Annotated in this window: 20 protein-coding genes; 10 read left to right on the top strand and 10 right to left on the bottom strand. The window is 66.0% G+C overall.

Annotated features, from left to right (window positions below):
• The 3 genes from P1K30_RS18930 to P1K30_RS18940 form a co-directional block, all read left to right on the top strand.
• A partial coding sequence (locus P1K30_RS18930; protein ID WP_275634343.1) for a methylenetetrahydrofolate reductase occupies positions 1–187 on the top strand: 187 nt, incomplete at its 5' end.
• A gap of 73 nt (positions 188–260) precedes the next feature.
• Positions 261–752, top strand: coding sequence for a PaaI family thioesterase (locus P1K30_RS18935; RefSeq protein WP_275634344.1), 492 nt, complete (start codon positions 261–263; stop codon positions 750–752).
• Between the two features lie 160 nt (positions 753–912).
• Positions 913–2,127 (top strand): DegT/DnrJ/EryC1/StrS family aminotransferase, encoded by a 1,215-nt coding sequence (locus tag P1K30_RS18940; protein ID WP_275634345.1) that lies wholly within the window; start codon positions 913–915, stop codon positions 2,125–2,127.
• A gap of 210 nt (positions 2,128–2,337) precedes the next feature.
• On the opposite strand, the gene P1K30_RS18945 is transcribed toward P1K30_RS18940, so the two are convergent.
• Positions 2,338–3,309: a LysR family transcriptional regulator gene (locus tag P1K30_RS18945; RefSeq protein WP_275634346.1), complete on the bottom strand. Its 972-nt coding sequence runs from the start codon at positions 3,307–3,309 to the stop codon at positions 2,338–2,340.
• Positions 3,310–3,420: 111 nt separating this feature from the next.
• On the opposite strand from P1K30_RS18945, the gene P1K30_RS18950 reads away from it, so the two are divergent.
• Positions 3,421–3,807: a GFA family protein gene (locus P1K30_RS18950; RefSeq protein WP_275634347.1), complete on the top strand. Its 387-nt coding sequence runs from the start codon at positions 3,421–3,423 to the stop codon at positions 3,805–3,807.
• An 8-nt stretch (positions 3,808–3,815) separates the two neighbouring features.
• Here P1K30_RS18950 and P1K30_RS18955 read toward each other — a convergent pair whose 3' ends face one another.
• The 6 genes from P1K30_RS18955 to P1K30_RS18980 form a co-directional block, all read right to left on the bottom strand.
• Complete coding sequence (locus P1K30_RS18955; protein WP_275634348.1) at positions 3,816–5,594, bottom strand: gamma-glutamyltransferase family protein; 1,779 nt, start codon at positions 5,592–5,594, stop codon at positions 3,816–3,818.
• A gap of 54 nt (positions 5,595–5,648) precedes the next feature.
• Positions 5,649–6,533, bottom strand: a complete 885-nt coding sequence (locus P1K30_RS18960; RefSeq protein ID WP_275634349.1) for an NAD(P)-dependent oxidoreductase — start codon at positions 6,531–6,533, stop codon at positions 5,649–5,651.
• A 97-nt stretch (positions 6,534–6,630) separates the two neighbouring features.
• Positions 6,631–7,887, bottom strand: a complete 1,257-nt coding sequence (locus tag P1K30_RS18965) for a lytic murein transglycosylase (RefSeq protein ID WP_275634350.1) — start codon at positions 7,885–7,887, stop codon at positions 6,631–6,633.
• A 111-nt stretch (positions 7,888–7,998) separates the two neighbouring features.
• Complete coding sequence (locus tag P1K30_RS18970; RefSeq protein ID WP_275634351.1) at positions 7,999–8,871, bottom strand: glucosamine kinase nucleotide-binding domain-containing protein; 873 nt, start codon at positions 8,869–8,871, stop codon at positions 7,999–8,001.
• Between the two features lie 68 nt (positions 8,872–8,939).
• Positions 8,940–9,674, bottom strand: coding sequence for an SDR family NAD(P)-dependent oxidoreductase (locus tag P1K30_RS18975; protein WP_275634352.1), 735 nt, complete (start codon positions 9,672–9,674; stop codon positions 8,940–8,942).
• Positions 9,675–9,738: 64 nt separating this feature from the next.
• On the bottom strand, positions 9,739–11,109 hold the full coding sequence (locus P1K30_RS18980) for a glutamine synthetase family protein (protein WP_275634353.1): 1,371 nt from the start codon (positions 11,107–11,109) through the stop codon (positions 9,739–9,741).
• A gap of 253 nt (positions 11,110–11,362) precedes the next feature.
• On the opposite strand from P1K30_RS18980, the gene rpe reads away from it, so the two are divergent.
• The 5 genes from rpe to P1K30_RS19005 all read left to right on the top strand — a co-directional run bounded on the left by rpe (position 11,363) and on the right by P1K30_RS19005 (position 14,397).
• Positions 11,363–12,061, top strand: coding sequence for a ribulose-phosphate 3-epimerase (gene rpe / locus P1K30_RS18985; protein ID WP_275634354.1), 699 nt, complete (start codon positions 11,363–11,365; stop codon positions 12,059–12,061).
• 142 nt (positions 12,062–12,203) lie between these two features.
• On the top strand, positions 12,204–12,746 hold the full coding sequence (locus P1K30_RS18990; protein WP_275634355.1) for a CHAP domain-containing protein: 543 nt from the start codon (positions 12,204–12,206) through the stop codon (positions 12,744–12,746).
• A gap of 76 nt (positions 12,747–12,822) precedes the next feature.
• On the top strand, positions 12,823–13,380 hold the full coding sequence (locus P1K30_RS18995) for a thioredoxin family protein (protein WP_275634356.1): 558 nt from the start codon (positions 12,823–12,825) through the stop codon (positions 13,378–13,380).
• Positions 13,377–14,039 (top strand): HAD-IA family hydrolase, encoded by a 663-nt coding sequence (locus P1K30_RS19000; protein ID WP_275634357.1) that lies wholly within the window; start codon positions 13,377–13,379, stop codon positions 14,037–14,039. The genes P1K30_RS18995 and P1K30_RS19000 overlap by 4 nt, the downstream gene beginning before the upstream one ends.
• A gap of 187 nt (positions 14,040–14,226) precedes the next feature.
• Positions 14,227–14,397: a hypothetical protein gene (locus P1K30_RS19005; protein WP_275634358.1), complete on the top strand. Its 171-nt coding sequence runs from the start codon at positions 14,227–14,229 to the stop codon at positions 14,395–14,397.
• Between the two features lie 149 nt (positions 14,398–14,546).
• Here the strand turns inward: P1K30_RS19005 and P1K30_RS19010 are convergent, their stop codons facing one another.
• Entirely contained in the window at positions 14,547–14,660 is a 114-nt protein-coding gene (locus P1K30_RS19010) for a VPLPA-CTERM sorting domain-containing protein (RefSeq protein ID WP_275634359.1), read from the bottom strand.
• 496 nt (positions 14,661–15,156) lie between these two features.
• On the opposite strand from P1K30_RS19010, the gene P1K30_RS19015 reads away from it, so the two are divergent.
• Positions 15,157–16,023: a hypothetical protein gene (locus P1K30_RS19015; protein WP_275634360.1), complete on the top strand. Its 867-nt coding sequence runs from the start codon at positions 15,157–15,159 to the stop codon at positions 16,021–16,023.
• 86 nt (positions 16,024–16,109) lie between these two features.
• Here the strand turns inward: P1K30_RS19015 and polA are convergent, their stop codons facing one another.
• Together polA and P1K30_RS19025 are read right to left on the bottom strand one after the other, a co-directional pair.
• A complete protein-coding gene (polA, locus tag P1K30_RS19020) occupies positions 16,110–18,917 on the bottom strand; it encodes a DNA polymerase I (RefSeq protein ID WP_275634361.1) in 2,808 nt (935 codons plus the stop codon).
• A 73-nt stretch (positions 18,918–18,990) separates the two neighbouring features.
• Complete coding sequence (locus P1K30_RS19025) at positions 18,991–20,307, bottom strand: MFS transporter (RefSeq protein ID WP_275634362.1); 1,317 nt, start codon at positions 20,305–20,307, stop codon at positions 18,991–18,993.
• Positions 20,308–20,326: the final 19 nt, after the last annotated feature.

The raw sequence follows: 20,326 nt of genomic DNA on the forward strand, positions 1-20,326 counted from the left end.
AAAGGCCCAGCGCGACGACCGCCACGACCTGCTGGCCGTGTCGCTGTGCAGCGAACTGTGCACCGACCTGATCGAGGGCGGCGTCGAAGACCTGCACTTCTACACGCTGAACAAGCCGCACCTCACCCGCGAAGTGGCCCATGCCCTTGGCGTGGTGCAGCCGGCGTCGCTGCGCGACGTAGCGTAAGAACGCGATCCCGGCGTTGCCGGGGTTTCCGGATAAGACCTAGGCTTCGGTCGTCATCGACCGGAGCCTTTTCATGTCCGCCTTTCCCGCCATGTCCCCCGACCAACTGCCTGACCTGTCGCTCGTCACCTCGATGTCGGGGCTTGCCTACATGCAGGCCGTCGCCCGGGGCGAGATCGCGGGCGCCCCCATCGCGGGTACGCTCAATTTCACCATCGACCTTGTCGAGGACGGCCGCGTCGTGTTCAGCGGCACGCCCGAGTTCGGCGGCCTGAACCTGATGGGAACGGTGCACGGCGGCTGGTACGGCACCCTGCTGGACAGTTGCATGGCCTGCGCGGTGATGACCAAGGTGCCGCAAGGCCGGGTGCAGACGACGATGGAGTTCAAGGTGAACATCATCCGCCCCCTGCCGCTTGGTGTCGCGGTCCTGGCCGAGGGGCGGGTTCAGCACGTTGGCCGGTCCACCGGCATCGCCACCGGCGAGCTTCGTGGCGAACAGGACGGACGCCTGTACGCGACCGGCTCGACCACCTGCATGATCATGGCCCCGCCCCCGGCCTGACCGGCCAAATATTACAGTTTTATGAAGAAATCCCGGAATCCGCCTGTGGCTTCCGCGCCGTAACGGCGTGTTTTCGCGCAGCCGTGAAGGGAAAAGAGCTTCCCTTTTCGGGCCCCGCTTTATAGGCTTCCCGAAGGTAGTTTTCGGAAAAGGTGAAAACATGACGCCCGCCCCCAACGTCTACGACGCCGAGCCAATTCCCGATTCCGCCCGCGCCGAGATCGAGCGGCTGCTGCAAAGCGGTGACCTGTTTCGCTATACCGATCCCGGCGACAGCCCGGTGTCGCTGCTGGAACGCGAATTCGCCGATGCCGTCGGCGCCAAGTACGCGCTGGCCGTCGCGTCCTGCTCGGCGGCGCTGTTCCTGTCGCTGAAGGCGCTGGACCTGCCGCGCGGCGCCAAGGTGCTGATCCCGGCGTTCACCTTCGGGGCCGTCCCCTCGTCCATCGTGCACGCCGACTGCGTGCCGGTGCTGTGCGAGGTGAAGGACAACTACCGCATCGACATTTCCGACTTCGAGTCGAAGCTCGACAGCGTCGACGCCGTGATGATCAGCCACATGCGCGGTCACACCAGCGACATGGACGCGATCATGGCGCTCGCCGAACAGCGCGGCCTGCCGGTGATCGAGGACGCGGCCCACTCGCTGGGCACGACGTGGCACGGCAAGACCATCGGCACCCTCGGCAAGATCGGCTGCTTCTCTTTCCAAAGCTACAAGCTGCTGAACTCGGGCGAAGGCGGCATCCTGATCACCGACGACCCCGAACTGATCGCCCGCGCCGTGATCATGTCCGGCGCCTACGAACATAACTGGAAAAAGCACAAAGGCCCGCGCGGCGAGAACTCGCCCGAGCTGGAGCAGGCCTTTGCCCGCTGGCAGAACAAGCTGCCGCTGTACAACACCCGGCTTGGCAACCTGTCGGCCGCCATCGTGCGCCCGCAGATCGCCGAGATCCCGCGCCGCGTCCGCGATGGCCGCCGCAACCACGATTATGTCGCCGCCGCGCTGGACAAAAGCGCGTGGCTGACCGTGCCGGACAAGCTGGGCCCGGAAGAACGCGCGCCGGATTCGATCCAGTTCAACCTTGTCGACATGACCGACGCCGAGGCCCGCGCCTTTCAGGACGCCGCCGCCGCGCGGGGCGTGAAGGTGCAGATCTTCGGCATGTCCACCGACAACGCCCGCGCGTTCTGGAACTGGCAGTTTCTGGGCGACGTGCCGGACCTGCCGCAGACCCGCGCGATGCTGATGCGCGCCTGCGACGCCCGCCTTCCCGCACGCCTGACCCGCTCTGACTGCGACTTCGTGATCGCGGCGCTGACCGGCGCGGCCGAGGACGTGAAAAGCCCGGAACTGGCCTACGGAACCTGACCCCGCTCGGGTCACGGTCGAAACCAATGAAAGCCGGGGCCTCCACCCCGGCTTCTTCTCTTTCCAAGTACCTCGGGGGGCTGTGCGCAGCACAGCGGGGGCAGCGCCCCCTCCTGCCCCGTCGGGTCGCGCGACCATGATGGGGTGAAACCCCATCCTACGCGGGGCCAGCAGACGGCGTGCCGCCCAGACAACCGCGAATGCACCGGCCTAATCGCCTTCGACCCGCAGCGCGCCGTCCAGCCACGGCATCCGCTCGATCGCCGGCGTAACGATCAGGTCTTGCAGGTAGCCGCGCAGCGTGTCGGCGGTGCGGGCCGGGATGTCCTCCATCACGCCGCGCCGCGCGGTCAGCGAGATCCGGCGGGACAAGGGCGCGAACGGCAGCGGCATCACCTCGGCCTGATCGCGGAACCGGGCCGCGTGCAGGAACCCCAGCGGCGTCAGGATCGTCCATCCCTCTCCGGCCGCGACCATCGCCATGATGGCGTGGTAGCTGTCCAGTTCGAACCGGTGCGACAGGCGGAAGTTCTGCTGCGCAAGGTGCGACCGGATCACCCGGCCCATGTGGTGCCGCTCCGTGTACAGGATCAGCGGCATTTCTCGCAGCACCGCCATCAGGTCCGCGCCCTCGGCCACGGCGCCTTTCGGCACGGCGGCGACGAAAGGCTCGGTCAGCACCGGGTGCACTTCCATCCACGCGGCTTCCGCCCCCATCTCGGCGGCGATGATCATGTCCAGCGCGCGGGTTTCCAGCTTGTCGATCAACCGGTGGGACGCGCCGGTCTCCAGCAGGAACTGGCACCCCGTCATCTCTTGCGACAGGTCGCGCAGCAGGCGGGGCGTGACCTCGGCGTCGAAATCCTCGATCACCCCGATCCGCAGCCGGGTCAGCATCCGGGGATCGCGGCGGGCCAGCTCGGCCTTGGCGCGCGCCGCCTCGTTCAGGATCGCCTGCGCCCGCCGCAGGAACAGGCTCCCCGCAGGTGTCAGGCTCATCGGTCTCTCGTTGCGGTTGAGAAGCGCGGTGCCCAGCGCCGCTTCGAGGTTGGTCAACTGCTGGCTGACCGACGACGGGCTGGCCCCCAACCGCTGCGCCGCGGCAGAGATCGAGGCTTCTTCCGCCGTGGCGACGAAGACCTCGATATGCCAAAGCGTTATCCGTCCAGCCGTTTCAGCCATCGCGTTCCGTCCGCCCGTGTCCGCTGCAGACGCTAAGGCCATTGCCCCCGTTTCGCAACGCGGACATTCTGGCGGCAACGCAACTTGGAAACGCAGAAGGGAACGCCCGCGATGCTGGAAGGGAAAGGCCGCTGCCTGTGCGGGCACATCACCTACAAGTTCGACCCCGACGCGGTCCTGTGGCAGTCCCATTGCCACTGCGAAAGCTGCCGCCGCGCCTGTTCCGCACCGATGACGACCTTCTTCGGCGTGCGCGACACCGCGTGGCGCTGGTCCGGCGGGCGGCCCTCGGTCTTTGCCAGCCCTGCCGGGGTCGAACGGTTTTTCTGCCCCCGGTGCGGCAGCCAGATGGCCTATCGGTCGGATCAAAGCCCCGGAGAGATCCACGGCTATGTCGCAAGCCTCGACCGGCCCGAGCTTGCGGAACCGACCAGCCACGATCACTGGGACGAGCGGCTGCCGTGGCTGCCGCTGTCCGACAGCCTGCCCCACACCTGACGGGCGCCCTACCGACCGACCGCGTAAGCCTGCATCAGCCGCGCCGTGGCGGCCCCGTGCAACAGCCCGTCCGCATCGCGCGCGGCGGCGGTCAGGCGGCCAACGTCCCACGGTCCCGACACCTCGACCCGGTGCCCCCTATCGCGCAGCGCCGCGATGGTGTCCGGCGCAAAGCGGTCCTCTAGCTTCAGGTGTCCGGGGCGCGCGTTGCGCGGATAGAAGCTGGCCTGCAGGTGGTCGGTGTAAAACAGCGGCGCGTCGATGGCCTGTTGCACGGACATGCCGTGGTGGACGTGGCGCAGGAAGAACATCAATTGCCACTGGTCCTGCTGGTCGCCGCCGGGGGTGCCATAGGACAGCCAGCGGCCATCCGCGTCGCGCGCCAGCGACGGCGACAACGTGGTGCGCGGGCGGCGGCCCGGCGCCAGCGAGGTCGGCAGCCCCGGCTCCAGCCAGAACATCTGCGCCCGCGTGCCCAGCGGCACGCCCAGCCCCGGGATCACCGGGTTCGACTGCAGCCATCCGCCCGACGGCGTGGCCGACACGACGTTGCCCCAGCGGTCGATGACATCAAGGTGCACGGTATCGCCCCGGCGTTCCGACAGGTGCGCCATCGTCGGCTCGCCCGCGCCGGTGCCCGGCCCCGCCGCATAGGGCGTGGCGGCGCGGCGCAGGAAGGCATCGGCAAGCCGGTCGTAACCCGGGATCGCGCCGGGGCGGTGATCTAGGCTGGCCGCGTCCGTGATGTCGGCGCGGCGCGTGGCGGCATAAGCCTTGGACAGCAGCGTGTCCGCCGGGATGTCGCCGTCGCCGTAATAGGCTTCGCGGTCGGCGAAGGCGCGTTTCAGGGCTTCGGTGGTCAGGTGGACAAAGGCGGGCCCCTGCGGATCGAGGCCGGAAAGATCGTCCCTTTCCAGCATGTTAAGCGCCTGAAGCTGAACCGGCCCCTGCGACCAGAAGCCGGGCTTGTGGATCTCCCAGCCGTGGTGCGTGGTGCTGACCGTCGGCTCGTAGCTGGCGCGCCAGCCCGCCATGTCGTCAGCGGTCAGCACGCCGGGTCGCCGGTCGCCCTCGGCATCCATCACGCGGGCGTCGCGCAGATAGCTGTCGATCGCCTCGGCCACGAAGCCTTCGGCGAACACGCGGCGGGCGGTTTCGATCTGGGCGTCCCGGCCGGTGGCGGTTTCGGCCTCGTCCAGCAGACGCGTCCAGAACGCCGCCAGCGCCGGGTTGCGGAACATCTGCCCCGGACGCGGGACTGCGCTGCCGGGAAGCCACGTCTTGGCAGAGGTTGGCCATTCGGCGCGGAAGAACTCTGCCAGACCGGCGATGGCGTCGCACATGCGGGCAAGCGCCGGGTGTCCGTGTTCGGCATAGTGGATCGCGGGTTCCAGCACCGCGCGCAGCGGCAGACGCCCGTGGTCGCGCAACAGCAGCATCCACGCGTCGAACGCGCCGGGCACGCAGGCGGCCAGCAGGCCCGAGCCGGGAATGCGGTTCAGGCCTTCATGCCGGTAACGGTCTATCGTGGCGGCGGCGGGGGCCGGACCCTGCCCGCAGATCACGGTCGGCACGTCTGCCCCGGCGGGGCGCAGCAGAAGCGGCATGTCCCCCAACGGGCCGTTCAGGTGCGGCTCGACCACGTTCAACGTGAAGCCAGCAGCGGCAGCGGCATCGGCGGCGGTGCCGCCCTGCTCCAGCAGCCGCATCCCGACGGCCGAGGCGATCCAGTGCGTCGTCGCCACCATGCCGAAGGTGCCGGTCAGATCAGGACGGGTGGTAAACATGATTACCCTTACACTTTTCGAATATTCTAACGGTAAAGCGGCGGGAAAACCGCATCATTTCTTACGAATTTCCGACAACAGGCTGTCCGCTACCACAGCGGCGCCAACCTGCCTCGGGTCCGCTGGCGGGGGCACGTCGGCGGCGGCCAGACGCCGTTGCCAGCCCACCGTCGCCTCTGCCATCGCCGAGGGCAGGCCAAGGTCCGCAAGCGTCTTCGCGACCTCTTCCATCTCGGCGGCGCGGCGGTCGCCGTGGACCATCGCGCGTTCCATGTTGTAGGCCATCTGCGCCGCCCAGTCGACGCCGGGATAGTTGTTCGACAACGAGGGCACGACCTCGTCCGCCACCCCCGCCGCCACGGCGGCAAGCGCGCATTCGGCGGACAGCGCCTCTATCCCTTTGATCATCACGGACCGGATCATCTTGATGGACGAGGCACGGCCCACCGCCCCCTCGACCACCCGCAACGCCATCGGCAGGACCTCAAGCCGCGGGGCGACATCGGCGGCGTGGGGGCCCGAGATCAGCAGCGGCACCATGTTCAGCTTCGGATGCACCGGCGACATCACCGCGACATCCACATAGCGCCCGCCTGCCGCCTCGATCACCTTGGCCGAGGTTTCCTTCGAAGACGGCGCGCAGGAATTCAGGTCCAGCCAATACGCCCCCTGCGGAAGATGCGGCGCGGCGGCGCGCGCGGCCTCGACCGCGCGGTCAGCGGTGACGGTGCAGAACACAAGATCCGCCTCGCCCACCGCATCCGCCGGGCTGTCGCACGCGGTGACGCCCAGATCCGAGCACCGCGCGCGCATGGCGTCCGCAGTGACCGGATCGTCAAGCTTCACGTCATAGGCGCGGATGCCCGGATGCGCCCCGGCCCACCCGGCGACAAGCGCGCCGCCGGCCTCCCCCATGCCGATGAATGCGATCCGGGTCATGATGTCCTCTCTTTCAACCGGGCGACTCGTGGGCCTGGTGGGCAAGATCCTTCAGAAGATTTTGCCACCAAGGATTGTTCAGAAAATCCTTGCGCGATCAGCCCCTTAGCCGTTGCAGGATGGCCAGCGTCGCCTCGCCCGTCACCGGCAAACCCATCGCCGCCTCGTAGGCGCGGATCGCGTCGCGGGTGCCGCTGCCGACCACGCCGTCCGGCGTTCCGGCGTCAAAGCCCGCCGCCGTCAGCCGCCGCTGAAGCTCTTGCCGGTCGGCCAGCGTCAGCCCCTGCGCGTCGGGCGGGAAGCTGCCCCGCAGCGGGCCACCGCCCGCGATCCGGTCTGACAGGTGCCCGACGGCGATCACGTATTTCTCAGAGTTGTTGTACCGCGCGATGGCGCCAAAGTTGCGGAAGATCACGAAGGCCGGGCCGGTGGTGCCCGACGGCAGGATCACCGAGGCGGGCCCGTGATCCGGGATCGTACCGCCGCCCGCAAGGCGCACGCCCTGCGCCGTCCATTCCGACACCGACCGATTGCGCCCGCGCCCGGCCTGCCCGGCGTTGAACCCCGACGGCAGCGACACCTCCAGCCCCCAAGGCCGACCACGCTGCCAGCCTGCGTTCGCAAGGTAGGACCCGGTCGAGGCAAGCCCGTCGGTCGGGTCCTCGCTCCAGATGTCGCGGCGGCCGTCGCCGCGAAAGTCGACGGCATAGGCCTCATAGGATGTCGGAATGAACTGCGTGTGCCCCATCGCCCCGGCCCAGCTTCCGGTCATGCGATCTACGGTGATGTCGCCGTTCTGCAGAATGCGCAGCGCCGCCACCAACTGCTGTTCGAAAAACTGACCGCGCCGCCCGTCGAAAGCCAGCGTCGCCAGCGCCGAGATGACGGGAATGTCGCCCATCCGCGCGCCGAACCGGCTTTCGACGCCCCAGATCGCGACAACGACCTGCTTCTCGACGCCGAACCTTGCCTCGATCTCGGCCAGCACCCCGGCATGGCGGCGCAGCATCTCGCGCCCCGTGGTCACGCGGGCGTCGTCCACCGTCAGCGCAAGATAGTCCTGCAGCGACCGGTCCACCTCGGCCTGATTGCGGTCTCGCTCGATCACGTCGGGCAGGAACCCCGCGCGGCCCAGCGCGGAATCCAGCGTTGCGGCGGAAATGCCCGCCGCCGCCGCGCGGCCCCGGAAACCCGCCAGCCACGCGTCGAAGGCGGGGTTGTCGACGGGGCGGTAATCGGTGCTGGTCACCGCCGGGCCGGTCGACAGGCGACCGCCGCCACAGGCGGTCAGCGCCCCGGCGCCCAGCATGAGAAGAAGCGCGCGGCGGGACGGAGGAAGTGCGGGAAAATGCATGGGGTGCCCTGTTCTGGTGCTGATTTGCGACTGCTCTGCCGCCACCATAACGCGAGCCACCCCGGTCGGTCGAGCCGCCCCGGCACGGGTCGCGGGTTGCCGCCGGGGCGATCAGCCCGCGGCCAGTTCCCGCGCCAAAAGCACCGCGCCGTCCATCGACGTGCCGCGCGGTTCCAGCAGGTTTCGCGTCAGCGCGTTCGGCAAATAATCGGCATAATACGGCCCGATGCCGCCAATCAGGCACACCGCCTCGCCATCCGCCGCGCCCATCGCGCGCAGGCCCTCGGCGACCCAGTCGGCGCCCTCCTGCATCAGCCGCCGCGCCACCGCGTCGCCATCCGACGCCGCCGCGATGATGCGCGGCGCATATCTGGCGAATTCCGTCGGCGTCGCGCGCAACGAGAAGAACACCGCCTCTGCCACGCTGCCGAACTCGGCCACGATCCCGCGCAACAGCTCTGAATCCGGCCCCATGTTGTCGTGGTGATCGACCACCGCCCGCAGCATGTTCCGCGCCAGCCACGCGCCCGAGGCCTGATCCGACACCTGAAGGCCCCAGCCGCCCACGAAGAATCTTTCGTCCCCCGCCTGTCGGCCAAGGAAAGATCCGGTTCCCGTCGCCACAAGACAGCCGTCGCGGCCATCCAGCGCGCCGGTCATGCCGGTCGGGCGGTCGTCGCTGACCCGTACCGATCCGAAGGGCAGCGCCGCCTCGACCCGGGCGCAGGTGTCCGCGTCGATGGCACCGGCAAGCCCCAGCCACGCCGGTGTCGCGGCCAGCGTCGCGGCATCCAGCCCGGCCTGATCTGCGGCCCGGCCAATGGCGTCGGTCAGGTGCCGCAGCGCCTTGTCGAAATCCGAGGCGACGTTCGCCTCGGCCCCTTCGGCGCGCGCCACCGGCGTTCCATCCACCCGGGCGATCGCCACCCGGCATCCCGTGGCGCCACCGTCGACGCCCAGCACATATCGTGTGTCACTGCTCATGACGGCTGAATAGAACAGCCGCGCCGCCTTTGGAACTGCCCCTTGCGCATTCCGCGGCGCGGCGCCGTTCAGTAGGTCGCGCGCCCCCCCGACAGGTCGAACACCGCGCCGGTGGTGAACCCGTTCTCGCGGCTGGCGACCCAGACGATCATTGCCGCCGCCTCGTGCACTTCAAGGAAGCGTCCGCGCGGGATCTTGGACAGCATGAACTCGATGAACTCGGGCTTCATCTGGTCGAAGATCCGGGTCCGCGCCGCCGCCGGCGTGACGCAGTTGACCGAGATATCCTCGGACGCCAGTTCCTTGCCCAGCGACTTGGTCAGGCCGATCACCCCCGCCTTCGACGCGGAATAAGCCGAAGCGCCCGGGTTGCCTTCCTTCCCGGCGATCGAGGCGATGTTGACGATCCGGCCATAGCCCTGCGTCCGCATCGCGGGCACCACGGCCTTGTTGGTGTGGAAGGTGCCCAGCAGGTTGATGTCGATGATCCGGGCGAATTCCTCGGGCGGGTAATGCTCGACCGTGTCGTTCAGCCCGGCGATCCCGGCCGAGTTCACCAGCACGTCGATCCGGCCCTCTGCCGCCAGCGTCGCGTCCCGCGCGGCGGCGACGGCGGCCCAGTCGGTGATGTCGACCTGATCAATCCGCGCCCCGTCCAACGCGCGCGAGGCCTCGGCGGCGGCCGCCATATCCATGTCCCAGATCACGATCCGGGCGCCGTGGGCGTGCAAAAGCTCTGCCACCGCGCGGCCAATGCCCTGCGCGCCGCCGGTCACCACGGCCACCTGTCCTTTGAAATCCATTGTATATATCCTCCCGCCGCGGACTGTTCCGTGTCGCGGCGGGATGGTCAAGCGCCCTTGGCGGTCACGACCGTTCGAAGCCGCGGGCCACTTCCCAGTCGGTCACGCGGCGGTCGTACTCGGCCACCTCCCACTCGGCGGCATGGACATAATGGTCGATCACCGCATCGCCCATCGCGGCCCGCAGCATCTTGGACCGCTTCAGCAGCTTCGCCGCGTCGCGCAGCGTGCCGGGGATCTCGCGCGCTTTCTTGGCGCCATAGGCGTCGCCGGTGAATTCGGGCTCAAGCTCCAGCCCCTCTTCGATCCCGGCGATCCCGGCGGCCAGCATCGCGGCGAAGGCAAGATAGGGGTTCAGGTCGGCGCCGCCGACCCGGTTCTCGATCCGGATGCCCTTGCCGCCCTCGCCCACCAGCCGGAACCCGGCGGTGCGGTTGTCGCGCGACCAGATCGTCTTCGTCGGCGCGAAGGTGCCCGCCACGTACCGCTTGTAGCTGTTGATGTTGGGCGCAAGGAACACGGTCATGTCCGGCGCATAGGTCAAAAGCCCGGCGACATACTGCTCCATCAGCTTCGACATGCCATAGGTGCCGTCCGGATCAAGGAAGGCGGGCTTGCCGTCCAGCGTCCACAGCGACTGGTGGACATGGCACGAAGACCCGGCGGGCGCGTCCGCGTATTTGGCCATGAAGGTCACCGCGTGCCCGGCCTGCAGCGCGATCTCTTTCGTCGCTTCCTTGGTCAGAACGTGATTGTCCGCCGCCGTCAGCGCGTGGGCGTATTTCACGTTGATCTCTTCCTGCCCGGCCCAGGCCTCGCCCTTGGAATTCTCCACCGGGATGCCCGCGCCGTACAGGCCGTTGCGCAGAGCCCGCATCACCACCTCGTCGCGCTGGGTGGTGAAGATGTGGTAATCCTCGTTATAGGGGCTGACCGGATCCAGCTGGCGATAGCCGGTGGCGTGCGCCTCTTCGAAGCTTTGGCGGAACATGTAGAATTCCAGCTCCGACGCCATCATCGCGGTCAGGCCCATCGACTCCAGCCGCGCCAGCTGCGCCTTCAGGATCGCACGCGGGCTGACCTCGATCGGCCCCTCGCCAAGGTGATCCAGCGTATCGCACAGCACCAGCGCGCAGCCGTCCAGCCACGGCAGCCGCCGCAGCGTCGACAGGTCGGGCTTCATCATATAGTCGCCATAGCCCTGCGCCCACGAGGCCGACTTGAAGCCCGGCACCGGCTCCATGTCCATGTCGACGGTCAGCAGGTAGTTGCACGAATGGGTCTCGTGCACCCCGGCCTCAAGAAAGTTCGACACGTGGAACCGCTTGCCCATCAGCCGCCCCTGCATGTCGATCTGCGCCATGATCACGGTGTCGATCTCGCCGCTGGCGGCGGCCGCCTTCAACTCGTCAAGGCTCAGCGGGGCGTCGGTCATGTCTCTCTCCTGTCGGTCTGGTCTTGTGCGTTACGGCGAACATGAGCGGATGCGCGCCGGGTTGTCGAGCCTCGGGGCCTGCCTCCGGGCGCAACTCTCCTTCTTCGGACGAAAAATATCCTCCGGGGTGAATGCGCCGCAGGCGCAGAGGGGGCGGACAGCCCCCTTATTCGGCGTCCGCCGAACATCGACACGGCTGGACCCCTGCCCCGGATGGCGTTAATCCGCGCCCAGCCAAACCGGAGGTGCCCCCATGTCGTTCGACCGCTCGATCAAGATCGCCCCGTCGATCCTGTCCGCCGACTTCGCCGATTTCGGCCGCGAGATCCGTGCCGTCGAGGATCAGGGCGCCGACTGGGTGCATGTCGACGTGATGGACGGGCATTTCGTGCCCAACCTCACCTTCGGCCCCCCTGCGGTGAAGGCGTTCCGCCCGCACGTGAAGACGGTGATGGACGTGCATCTGATGATCGCGCCGGTCGATCCCTATATCGACGCCTTCGCCGAGGCGGGCGCCGATATCCTGACCGCCCATGTCGAGGCCGGGCCGCACATCCACCGCACCCTGCAAGCGATCCGCGGCGCGGGGATGAAGGCCGGCGTCGCGCTGAACCCCGGCACCCCGGCGGACGCGGTGGCGCATCTTCTGGACCTGACCGACCTTGTCTGCGTGATGACGGTGAACCCCGGGTTCGGCGGGCAGAAGTTCATCGACCTGACCGACAAGATCCGCACCCTGCGCGCGATGATCGGCGACCGCCCGGTGCATATCGAGATCGACGGCGGCGTGACGCCCGACACCGCGCCGCTTGTCGCGCGCGCGGGCGCCGACGTGCTGGTCGCGGGCTCGGGCGTGTTCAAGGGCGGGTCCGTGGCCGACCCCGCGCCCTACGGCGAGAACATCCGCGCGATCCGGGATTCGGCAGAGCTGGCGACCGGGCAGTTCGCGTAACGTTCCGGCAAACGGTCCTTCTGTCGCGGGAAACTGGGCGAAGGTCGGTTAATAAAAGCTTGATTTCGCCTCCGGATTTGGCAACCTTCTTGGCGCAGATCCGAAAAGGATCGGGGGCGGACAACGACCGGCCGAGGGACACATGACGACCGACCACGTTTTCAAGCCGTCACGGCTTCGATTCCCGGCGCTTTGCGCGCTGCTTCTGATGACCGCCGCCTGCGGGCAGGTAAAGCGGGAAGACATCCCCGGATTGAACAGCGATCTTGTGGGCCGCGCGGTCAGCATCGCCACCGATATGCGCGCCGCCGGACAGCGGGTCTGGTGCGTGCCCTTCGCGCGCAACGCCAGCGGCATCGAGATTCGCGGCAACGCCGATACGTGGTGGGGTCAGGCCGAAGGCAAGTTCGCCCGTGGCCACACCCCGGCCATCGGCGCGGTCATGGCGTTCTCGGGCACCAGCAAGCTGCCGATGGGGCACATCGCCGTCGTGTCCAAGGTCGTGTCCGAGCGCGAGATCCTGATCCACCACGCCAACTGGCACCGCAATCAGGTGTCGCTGGACATGTCGGTCATCGACGTGTCCGCCGCCAACGACTGGTCCGAGGTCCGGGTGATGACCAACCCCGGCTCGTACGGCAGCGTCTATCAGGTCGACGGCTTCATCTGGGCCCCGCAGGTCTAGGCACCGCGACACCGCGCGGCTGGCGCGTGCGCGTGCCGGCCCTATAGTGCTCCTTCAGAACCGGAAGGAGATCCCGATGGCCACCACCCCGCCCGTCTGCGACTTTGGCGCCAAGGCGCCCGACTTCACGTTGCCCGCAACCGACGGCACGACCCGTTCCCTGTCCGACATCGCCGGACCGAAGGGCACGCTGGTCATGTTCATCTGCAACCACTGCCCCTATGTGAAAGGCATCCTCGACCGCCTGATCGTAACCGCGCAGGACCTGCAGACGATGGGAATCGGGGTGGCCGCGATCTGCGCCAACGATGCCACCTCGCATCCCGCCGACAGCTTCGACAACATGAAGGCGCTGGCCGAGCGGCACGCCTTCCCCTTCCCCTACCTGCACGATGAAAGCCAGCAGGTCGCCAAGGCCTACGGCGCCGTCTGCACCCCGGATTTCTTCGGCTACAACGCGGGTCTGGAACTGCAGTACCGGGGCCGGCTGGACGATGCCGGCAAGAACGCCGCCGGGCCCGACACCTCGACCGACCTTCTGGACGCGATGCACGCCATCGCAGAAACCGGCAAGGGCCCCGAGTCGCAGGTGCCGTCGATGGGCTGCTCGATCAAGTGGAGGACACCGGCATGAGCGCCGTGATCTTCGACCTCGACGGCACGCTGATCGACGCCACCAAGGACATCCACCTGTGCGCCACCCGGATGCTCGAAGCCGAGGGGCTGCCGCCCCTGCCCGAAGAGACGGTGAAAAGCTTCGTCGGCAACGGGCTGGCGCAGCTGATCAACCATTGCATCGCCGCGCAGGGGCTGGAGCCCACGCGCGAACGGCACGACCGCATGTATGCCGAGTTTCACCGGCATTATGAAACCGCCGTCCACAACACAACGGTTTACCCCGGCGTGTTCGAGGCGCTGGATCGGCTGAAGGCGGACGGCTATCGCCTTGCGCTGTGCACCAACAAACCCGAGACCCCGGCCCGCGCGGTGACGGCGCATCTGGGTCTGGACCGCTACTTCGACGCATGGGCCTTCGGTGACGGCCCCTATCCCCGCAAGCCCGACGCCGCCGCCGCACGCCATGTCATCGACCAGCTGCCCGCCCGCCGGTTCCTGTTCGTCGGCGACAGCGCGGTGGACGCAGGTACCGCCCGCAACGCCAAGCTGCCCTTCGCGCTGTATTCCGAGGGGTTCCGCAAAGAGCCGATCGAGCAACTGACCCACGCGGCGGTGTTCTCGGACTATGCGGACCTGCCGGGCATCGCCGCGAAATTCGCGCCCCGACCCGAGTGACACGACGTCGCTGCCTCGGCCCGCACAGGCGACAGCGCGGCCGGGGAAGGAATAAAATTATTCCTTAATTTTCGACAGTTGCAGGCAGCCCCGCTTGCCGTCTCGGCCGCAGACCGCCCCAAAGCGGACGTTACGTCGCCAGCTGCCAACCTTGCCGGACGCACCCGGATGCCTTAAATCCATTGTCATGATAAATACGAAAAGTGACCTGACCCCGACGACCGGCCTTACCACCGTCGCCCATAAAATCTGGACTGCCCTGAACCCTGCCGAGCCCTCGCCGTACTTCCTTGTCGGCTTCATGGCGTGCTCGATCATGATCTTCGCAGCCGGACTCGCCATCGGCGGTCACATCTAAAGCCCCCACGCGGTTTTACAGCTTCTAACCACCGCCGGACTGCAACGTCCGGTGATAGCGGTCGCGCGGCTCTGACTTCGTTTCGGCAGGCGCAGAATGCAAAAGGGGCCGGTCCGCTTCGGACCAGCCCCCCGTCAGATCAGGATTGATCAGGCGCGCTTGCGACGGCGCAGCGCCAGCGAGCCAAGCCCACCCAGCAGCAGGAACGCGCTGGCCGGTAGCGGCACCGGAACCGGCGCATCGATGTCGCCACCGTCGTTCATCAGCGAGGTGCCGGGCAACTCACCCGACGCGCTGTAGACAATGCCGCCGGACGTATTGGTGAACGAGAATGTCGAGGTCTATTTTGACTTCGCCCTTTAAACTATTGACCAGTTCCCCGCGGATCGGATCATCTAAATACAAAAGATGATATGAATTTTGATAAGGATTGCCCCCAACTCACTGTGACCAAAACGGGCGCGATGCTCCTTTTTAACGTCAATAGATAAGTAACGATCGCTCGACCACCGCAGGCCTACCGGGAACCAACAAGCCCTTGGCTCCGTAGAAAGCTTCCTCAACATTGCGAATCAAAAACGAGAAAACTATCGATCCAAAACACAATCGAGATTTAATTTCTCGTGGAGATCATTAAAATAAAAAATTGAATCAATAGATATATACCAATGTGTATAAATAATAATACATGCACTTGATAAAATAAAATAAGATACACGAAGTCATATAAAATAAAGGATGACGCAAGGAAATATGTCTATGAAGAGTATCCTGCAGGACATTCTAGATAAGATCGACGGAATGAAAGTCGCGACCTACATCGGAGCCGTTGCCGCACTTTCTACCCTAGCCGCAACAATATTTTTGACGCTGCCAGGCTATCGCCTTAGCACCAAACAGCTCGGCTTTATAGAGGAAAACCTCGAAATTATCTTTTCGAATGCGCAACTAATCGGTGCAAGCGAGTGTTCTCTGTTTTTTGATCTGAGCTTTTCAATAGTAAACCCGTCAGACAGAGCCATCGTGATCGATGAGGTCGGCTATAGCGAACAAACTCTTCGAGGGCAAAACTTAAGCAGATCAGATTTTCCAATCGAGAGCCTAAGAAATCGATCAATTCTTCCAGGTGAGGTCGCGAACTTCAGTTTCATACATTCCAGAGGAATTGAATATCCAGCCTTGGATTTATGGCAATCGCATTTAGAAGAAAAAGCCTCCATTGCCTTGGACGGTTGCAGCTTCCCATCCAGAAATGGCATAATTTTAGATCGGGAAGAGACAATTAGCGTCTTACAAAATATCTGGCACGCAGGTCTGGGCCTCGAAGGTTCAAGATTCACACCGCCCGAGGCGGAAAACTCGGTATTCATGATGCGCCCCACGCGGAGAGGGGGAACTTGCGGGGAGGCTGTTCTTGTTTCCGCGATTGGTTGCACGAATTTTCAGATCCGAACACTTGCTGGGAATATCTTCGGGCTGGAGCCTATAATTTTCGGAATAGTGCCTTTCTATCTCACCGAAAATGGTCCCTTTGATTATTGGGATTTTTTTTCTATCCGTGCCGAAACCGACGCCGTAACGGTCGAAGACAGCCGCAATCGACCGCGGGGCGGCCGAAGAGAGTAAGTTTGGCGTAGCTAAGGCCGGGGTACTACCCTTAGTTTAGTGCACATCACGATCTTCTAGAAGATCGTGCTCCGGCAGCCGCGGGCCTAGTGCGCTTCGGCCCAGTTGGCGCCCTGTCCGGCATCGACGACCAGCGGCACCGCCAGTTTCACCGCCGGATCCGCCGCGCCTTCCATGACCTCGCGGACGCGGTCGATGACCTTGTCCTCGGCGCCTTCGTCCACCTCGAAGATCAGTTCGTCGTGAACCTGCAACAGCATCCGCGCCGGCAGCCCTTCAATCGCCGGGTCCATACGCGCCATCGCGCGGCGGATCACGTCGGCCGCGGTGCCTTGGATCGGGGCATTGATCGCCGCGCGCTTGGCGAAACCGGCGTGCGGGCCCTTGGCGTTGATCTCGGGCGTGTGGATGCGGCGGCCGAACAGGGTCGAGACATAGCCGTGTTCCTTCGCGAATTTCACCGTCGCGTCCATATAGTCGCGGATGCCGGGGAAGCGTTCGAAGTAGCGGTCGATGAAGCCCTGCGCCTCGGCGCGCGGGATGCGCAGGTTGCGCGCCAGCCCGAAGCCCGAGATGCCATAGATGACGCCGAAGTTGATCGCCTTGGCCTGTCGCCGGATCTCTGGCGTCATCTCGTCCAGCGGCACGTTGAACATCTCGGACGCGGTGGCGGCGTGAATGTCCTGCCCTGCCGCGAAGGCCTCTTTCAACGCCTCGATGTCGGCGATGTGGGCTAGGATGCGCAGCTCGATCTGGGAATAGTCCAGCGACAGCAGGGTCTTGCCCTCGGACGCGACGAAGGCCTCGCGGATGCGGCGGCCTTCCTCGGACCGCACCGGGATGTTCTGCAGGTTCGGATCGGTCGAGGCGAGACGCCCGGTGTTCGCCCCCGCGATGGAATAGGACGTGTGCACCCGCCCGGTGTCGGGGTTGATATGTTCCTGAAGCGCGTCGGTGTAGGTCGACTTCAGCTTCGACATTTGCCGCCAGTCCAGCACCCGCGCGGGCAGGTCGTGTTCGGTCGCAAGGTCTTCCAGCACGTCGGCGGGCGTCGACCATGCGCCGGTCTTGCCCTTCTTGCCGCCGGGAAGGCTCATCTTGTCGAACAGGATCTCGCCCAACTGCTTGGGCGAGCCGACGTTGAACTTCTCTCCGGCCAATTCGTGAATCTCGTCCTCAAGCTGCGCCATCTTCTGGCTGAACGCGTTGGACATGCGCGACAGGGTATCGCGGTTCACCTTGATCCCCGCCATCTCCATCCGCTTCAGCACCGGCACCATCGGGCGTTCCAGCGTCTCGTAGACGGTGGTGACGCGGGCGCGGTGCAGCTGCGGCTTGAACAGCTGCCACAGGCGCAGGGTGATGTCGGCGTCCTCGGCGGCGTATTTCACCGCCTCTTCGATCGGAACCTGCGCGAAGGTGATCTGCGATTTGCCCGAGCCGATCAGGTCCTTGATCGGGATCGGGTTGTGGCCAAGGTATTTCTCGGACAGCAGGTCCATGCCGTGCCCGTGCTCGCCCCCGTGCATCGCGTAGGACATCAGCATGGTGTCGTCGATCGGCGCGATCTCGACCCCGTAGCGGCTGAAGATCTTGGCGTCGTATTTCATGTTCTGGCCGATCTTCAGGACGGCCGCATCCTCCAGCACCGGCTTCAGCATCGCCAGCGCGCGGTCGAGGTCCATCTGCCCCTCGGCCAGCTTGCCGTCGTCGAACAGGCCGCCGTCACCGGACGCCTTGTGCGCCAGCGGGATGTAGCACGCCTGCCCCGGCTCGACCGACAGCGAGATGCCGACAAGATCGGCGCGCATCTCGTTCAGGCCGGTCGTCTCGGTATCGACGGCGACCCAGCCGCATTGAAGGATGCGGTCGATCCAGACCTGCAACGCGGCCTCGTCCTTCACCCACTCGTACGCCTCGGGCTTGAACGGCACCGCTTCGGGCGCGGGGCCCGCGTCTTCGTCGGGCGCCGTGGCCGCGGGCTTATCCTCGATCACCGGGGCCTCGGCCCCCAGCGCCTCGGCCACGCGGCGGGTCACGGTGCGGAACTCCATTTCAGCCAGCCACGGCAGCAGCACCTCGGCGTCGGGCTCTTTGACGTCCAGCTCGTCCAGCGTGACCTCGACCGGCATCTCGCAATCAAGCGTCACCAGCTTCTTGGACAGCTCGATCTGTTCGCGGTTCTCGATCAGCGTCTGCCGGCGCTTGGGCTGCTTGATCTCTTCCGCGCGGTCCAGAAGCGTTTCCAGATCGCCGTATTCATTGATCAGCAGGGCCGCCGTCTTGATGCCGATGCCGGGTGCGCCGGGCACGTTGTCGACCGAGTCGCCCGCCAGCGCCTGCACGTCGATCACCCGTTCCGGGCCCACCCCGAACTTCGCCTCGACCTCTTCGACCCCGATGCGGGTGTTCTTCATGGCGTCGAACATCTCGACCCCGCCGCCGACCAGCTGCATCAGGTCCTTGTCGGACGAGATAATGGTGACGCGCCCGCCCGCCTCGCGCGCCTGACAGGACAGCGTGGCGATGATGTCGTCGGCCTCGTATCCTTCCTGCTCGAGACAGGCGATGTTGAAGGCACGGGTCGCGTCGCGGGTCAGCGGGATCTGCGGGCGCAGATCCTCGGGCATCTCATCCCGGTTCGCCTTGTACAGGTCGTACATGTCGTTCCGGAAGGTGTGCGACCCCTTGTCGAACACCACGGCGACATGAGTCGGCGCGTCGGGGCCTTTGTTGTCCTCGACCATCTTCCAGATCATGTTCACGAACCCGCTCACCGCGCCGATGGGCAGCCCGTCGGACTTGCGCGTCAGCGGCGGCAGCGCGTGGAACGCCCGGAAGATGAAGGCAGAGCCGTCGATCAGATGAAGGTGACAACCTTTGCCGAATGCCATGAACGGGCCCCCTGTTCGCGTTGGCCTTCTAGGTAGCCGTCCGCGCCCCGAGGGTCCAGCCGTCGCAGCCGTCTCATGGGGCGCCCCAGTGGCGGTGATGGTCGTCGATCACGTAATCATGGCTGTGCGTCCGGTGGCCCTGAAGGTGCGGATGGTCCAGCGGCAGGTTCTCATGCGTGTGTTCCACCTTGACCGGGTCGTTGGCGGGCCACAGGCGCAGCGTCAGCGCGATGCCCAGCGCGGCAAGCGCCGCCAAGGCCACGAAGGCAGCCGTCGCGCCCTGCGCCGTCATCAGCCAGCCCGACAGCGGGTAGGTCACCAGCCAGCAGGCGTGGGACAGCGCGAACTGGGCGGCGAACAGCGCCGGGCGGTCGCCGGCATGAGCAGAACGGCGCAGAAGACGGCCAGAGGGCGTCAGGACGGCGGAATAGCCCAGCCCCACCACCAGCCAGACCGCCAGCAGCATGGCCCACGACAGCGCCGCCGCGCCGGTCGCAACCGCGGCGGCCAGCAAAGCGGCGACCATCGCAACCGCGCCCGCCAGCATCACGGCGCGGTCCGCGACCCGGTCCAGCAGGCGCGGCAGCACCAGCGCCGCCGCCATGCTGCCCAGCCCGAACACGCCCATCGTCCAGGCCAGCGCGGTTTCGCCCAACCCGAGGTCGGCACGCACCAGCACAACCGAGTTCACCAGCACCATCGCCCCCGCCGCCGAGGCGGCAAGGTTCAGCCCCAGCAGCCCCCGCAGGCGCGGAGTCGCAAGATAAATCCGGATGCCGCGCGTCGTGCGGTCGTAGATGCCCCGACGCGGCGCTGGCGTCGGGCTTGGCAGCAGCACCGAGAGGACAAGCAGCGCCGACGCTGCGAACCCGGCCGCCGTTCCAACAAAGAGTGCATTGTAACTCGTCACCGCAAGCAACAGGGCCGCCAAGGTCGGAGACACGATGTTCTCTAGGTCATACGACAGCCGCGATAACGATAGCGCGCGTGTATATCGGCCCTCGTCTGGAAGGACGTCGGGGATCGTGGCCTGAAAGGTTGGGGTGAACGCGGCAGAGGCCGATTGCAGCAGCGCGATCAGCAGGTACACCTGCCAGAGTTCGGTGACGAACGGCAGGCATAGGGCCGTGCCCACCCGCACAAGGTCCAGCGCAACCAGCAGCGCGCGCCGGTTCACCCGGTCGGCGAAGGCGCCCGCGAGCGGAGCGATACCGACGTAGGCGACCATCTTGATCGTGAAAACTGCGGCCAGAACCGCCGCAGCGCCGCCCCCTGCAAGATCGTAGGCCAGAAGCCCCAGCGCAACGGTGGCAAGCCCGGTGCCGACGAGCGCGACCACCTGCGCGAGGAACAAGTGACGGTAGGTACGATCGGTCAGGATCTGAAGCATCGGCGGCCTTTCCAGCGGT

Origin of the sequence: Psychromarinibacter halotolerans (assembly GCF_029168315.1) — a bacterium.
GTDB classification, from domain to species: domain Bacteria; phylum Pseudomonadota; class Alphaproteobacteria; order Rhodobacterales; family Rhodobacteraceae; genus Psychromarinibacter; species Psychromarinibacter halotolerans.

Excerpts from the sequence above, each read along its gene's own strand:
- P1K30_RS19000 (WP_275634357.1), top strand. The coding sequence starts at position 13,377 with ATGAGCGCCGTGATCTTCGACCTCGACGGCACGCTGATCGACGCCACC.
- P1K30_RS18935 (WP_275634344.1), top strand. The coding sequence starts at position 261 with ATGTCCGCCTTTCCCGCCATGTCCCCCGACCAACTGCCTGACCTGTCG.
- P1K30_RS18940 (WP_275634345.1), top strand. The coding sequence starts at position 913 with ATGACGCCCGCCCCCAACGTCTACGACGCCGAGCCAATTCCCGATTCC.
- P1K30_RS18975 (WP_275634352.1), bottom strand. The coding sequence starts at position 9,674 with ATGGATTTCAAAGGACAGGTGGCCGTGGTGACCGGCGGCGCGCAGGGC.
- P1K30_RS18945 (WP_275634346.1), bottom strand. The coding sequence starts at position 3,309 with ATGGCTGAAACGGCTGGACGGATAACGCTTTGGCATATCGAGGTCTTC.
- polA (WP_275634361.1), bottom strand. The coding sequence starts at position 18,917 with ATGGCATTCGGCAAAGGTTGTCACCTTCATCTGATCGACGGCTCTGCC.
- P1K30_RS19025 (WP_275634362.1), bottom strand. The coding sequence starts at position 20,307 with ATGCTTCAGATCCTGACCGATCGTACCTACCGTCACTTGTTCCTCGCG.
- P1K30_RS18955 (WP_275634348.1), bottom strand. The coding sequence starts at position 5,594 with ATGTTTACCACCCGTCCTGATCTGACCGGCACCTTCGGCATGGTGGCG.
- P1K30_RS18950 (WP_275634347.1), top strand. The coding sequence starts at position 3,421 with ATGCTGGAAGGGAAAGGCCGCTGCCTGTGCGGGCACATCACCTACAAG.
- P1K30_RS19005 (WP_275634358.1), top strand. The coding sequence starts at position 14,227 with ATGATAAATACGAAAAGTGACCTGACCCCGACGACCGGCCTTACCACC.
- P1K30_RS18995 (WP_275634356.1), top strand. The coding sequence starts at position 12,823 with ATGGCCACCACCCCGCCCGTCTGCGACTTTGGCGCCAAGGCGCCCGAC.
- P1K30_RS19010 (WP_275634359.1), bottom strand. The coding sequence starts at position 14,660 with ATGAACGACGGTGGCGACATCGATGCGCCGGTTCCGGTGCCGCTACCG.
- rpe (WP_275634354.1), top strand. The coding sequence starts at position 11,363 with ATGTCGTTCGACCGCTCGATCAAGATCGCCCCGTCGATCCTGTCCGCC.
- P1K30_RS18965 (WP_275634350.1), bottom strand. The coding sequence starts at position 7,887 with ATGCATTTTCCCGCACTTCCTCCGTCCCGCCGCGCGCTTCTTCTCATG.
- P1K30_RS18980 (WP_275634353.1), bottom strand. The coding sequence starts at position 11,109 with ATGACCGACGCCCCGCTGAGCCTTGACGAGTTGAAGGCGGCCGCCGCC.
- P1K30_RS18960 (WP_275634349.1), bottom strand. The coding sequence starts at position 6,533 with ATGACCCGGATCGCATTCATCGGCATGGGGGAGGCCGGCGGCGCGCTT.
- P1K30_RS19015 (WP_275634360.1), top strand. The coding sequence starts at position 15,157 with ATGAAGAGTATCCTGCAGGACATTCTAGATAAGATCGACGGAATGAAA.
- P1K30_RS18970 (WP_275634351.1), bottom strand. The coding sequence starts at position 8,871 with ATGAGCAGTGACACACGATATGTGCTGGGCGTCGACGGTGGCGCCACG.
- P1K30_RS18990 (WP_275634355.1), top strand. The coding sequence starts at position 12,204 with ATGACGACCGACCACGTTTTCAAGCCGTCACGGCTTCGATTCCCGGCG.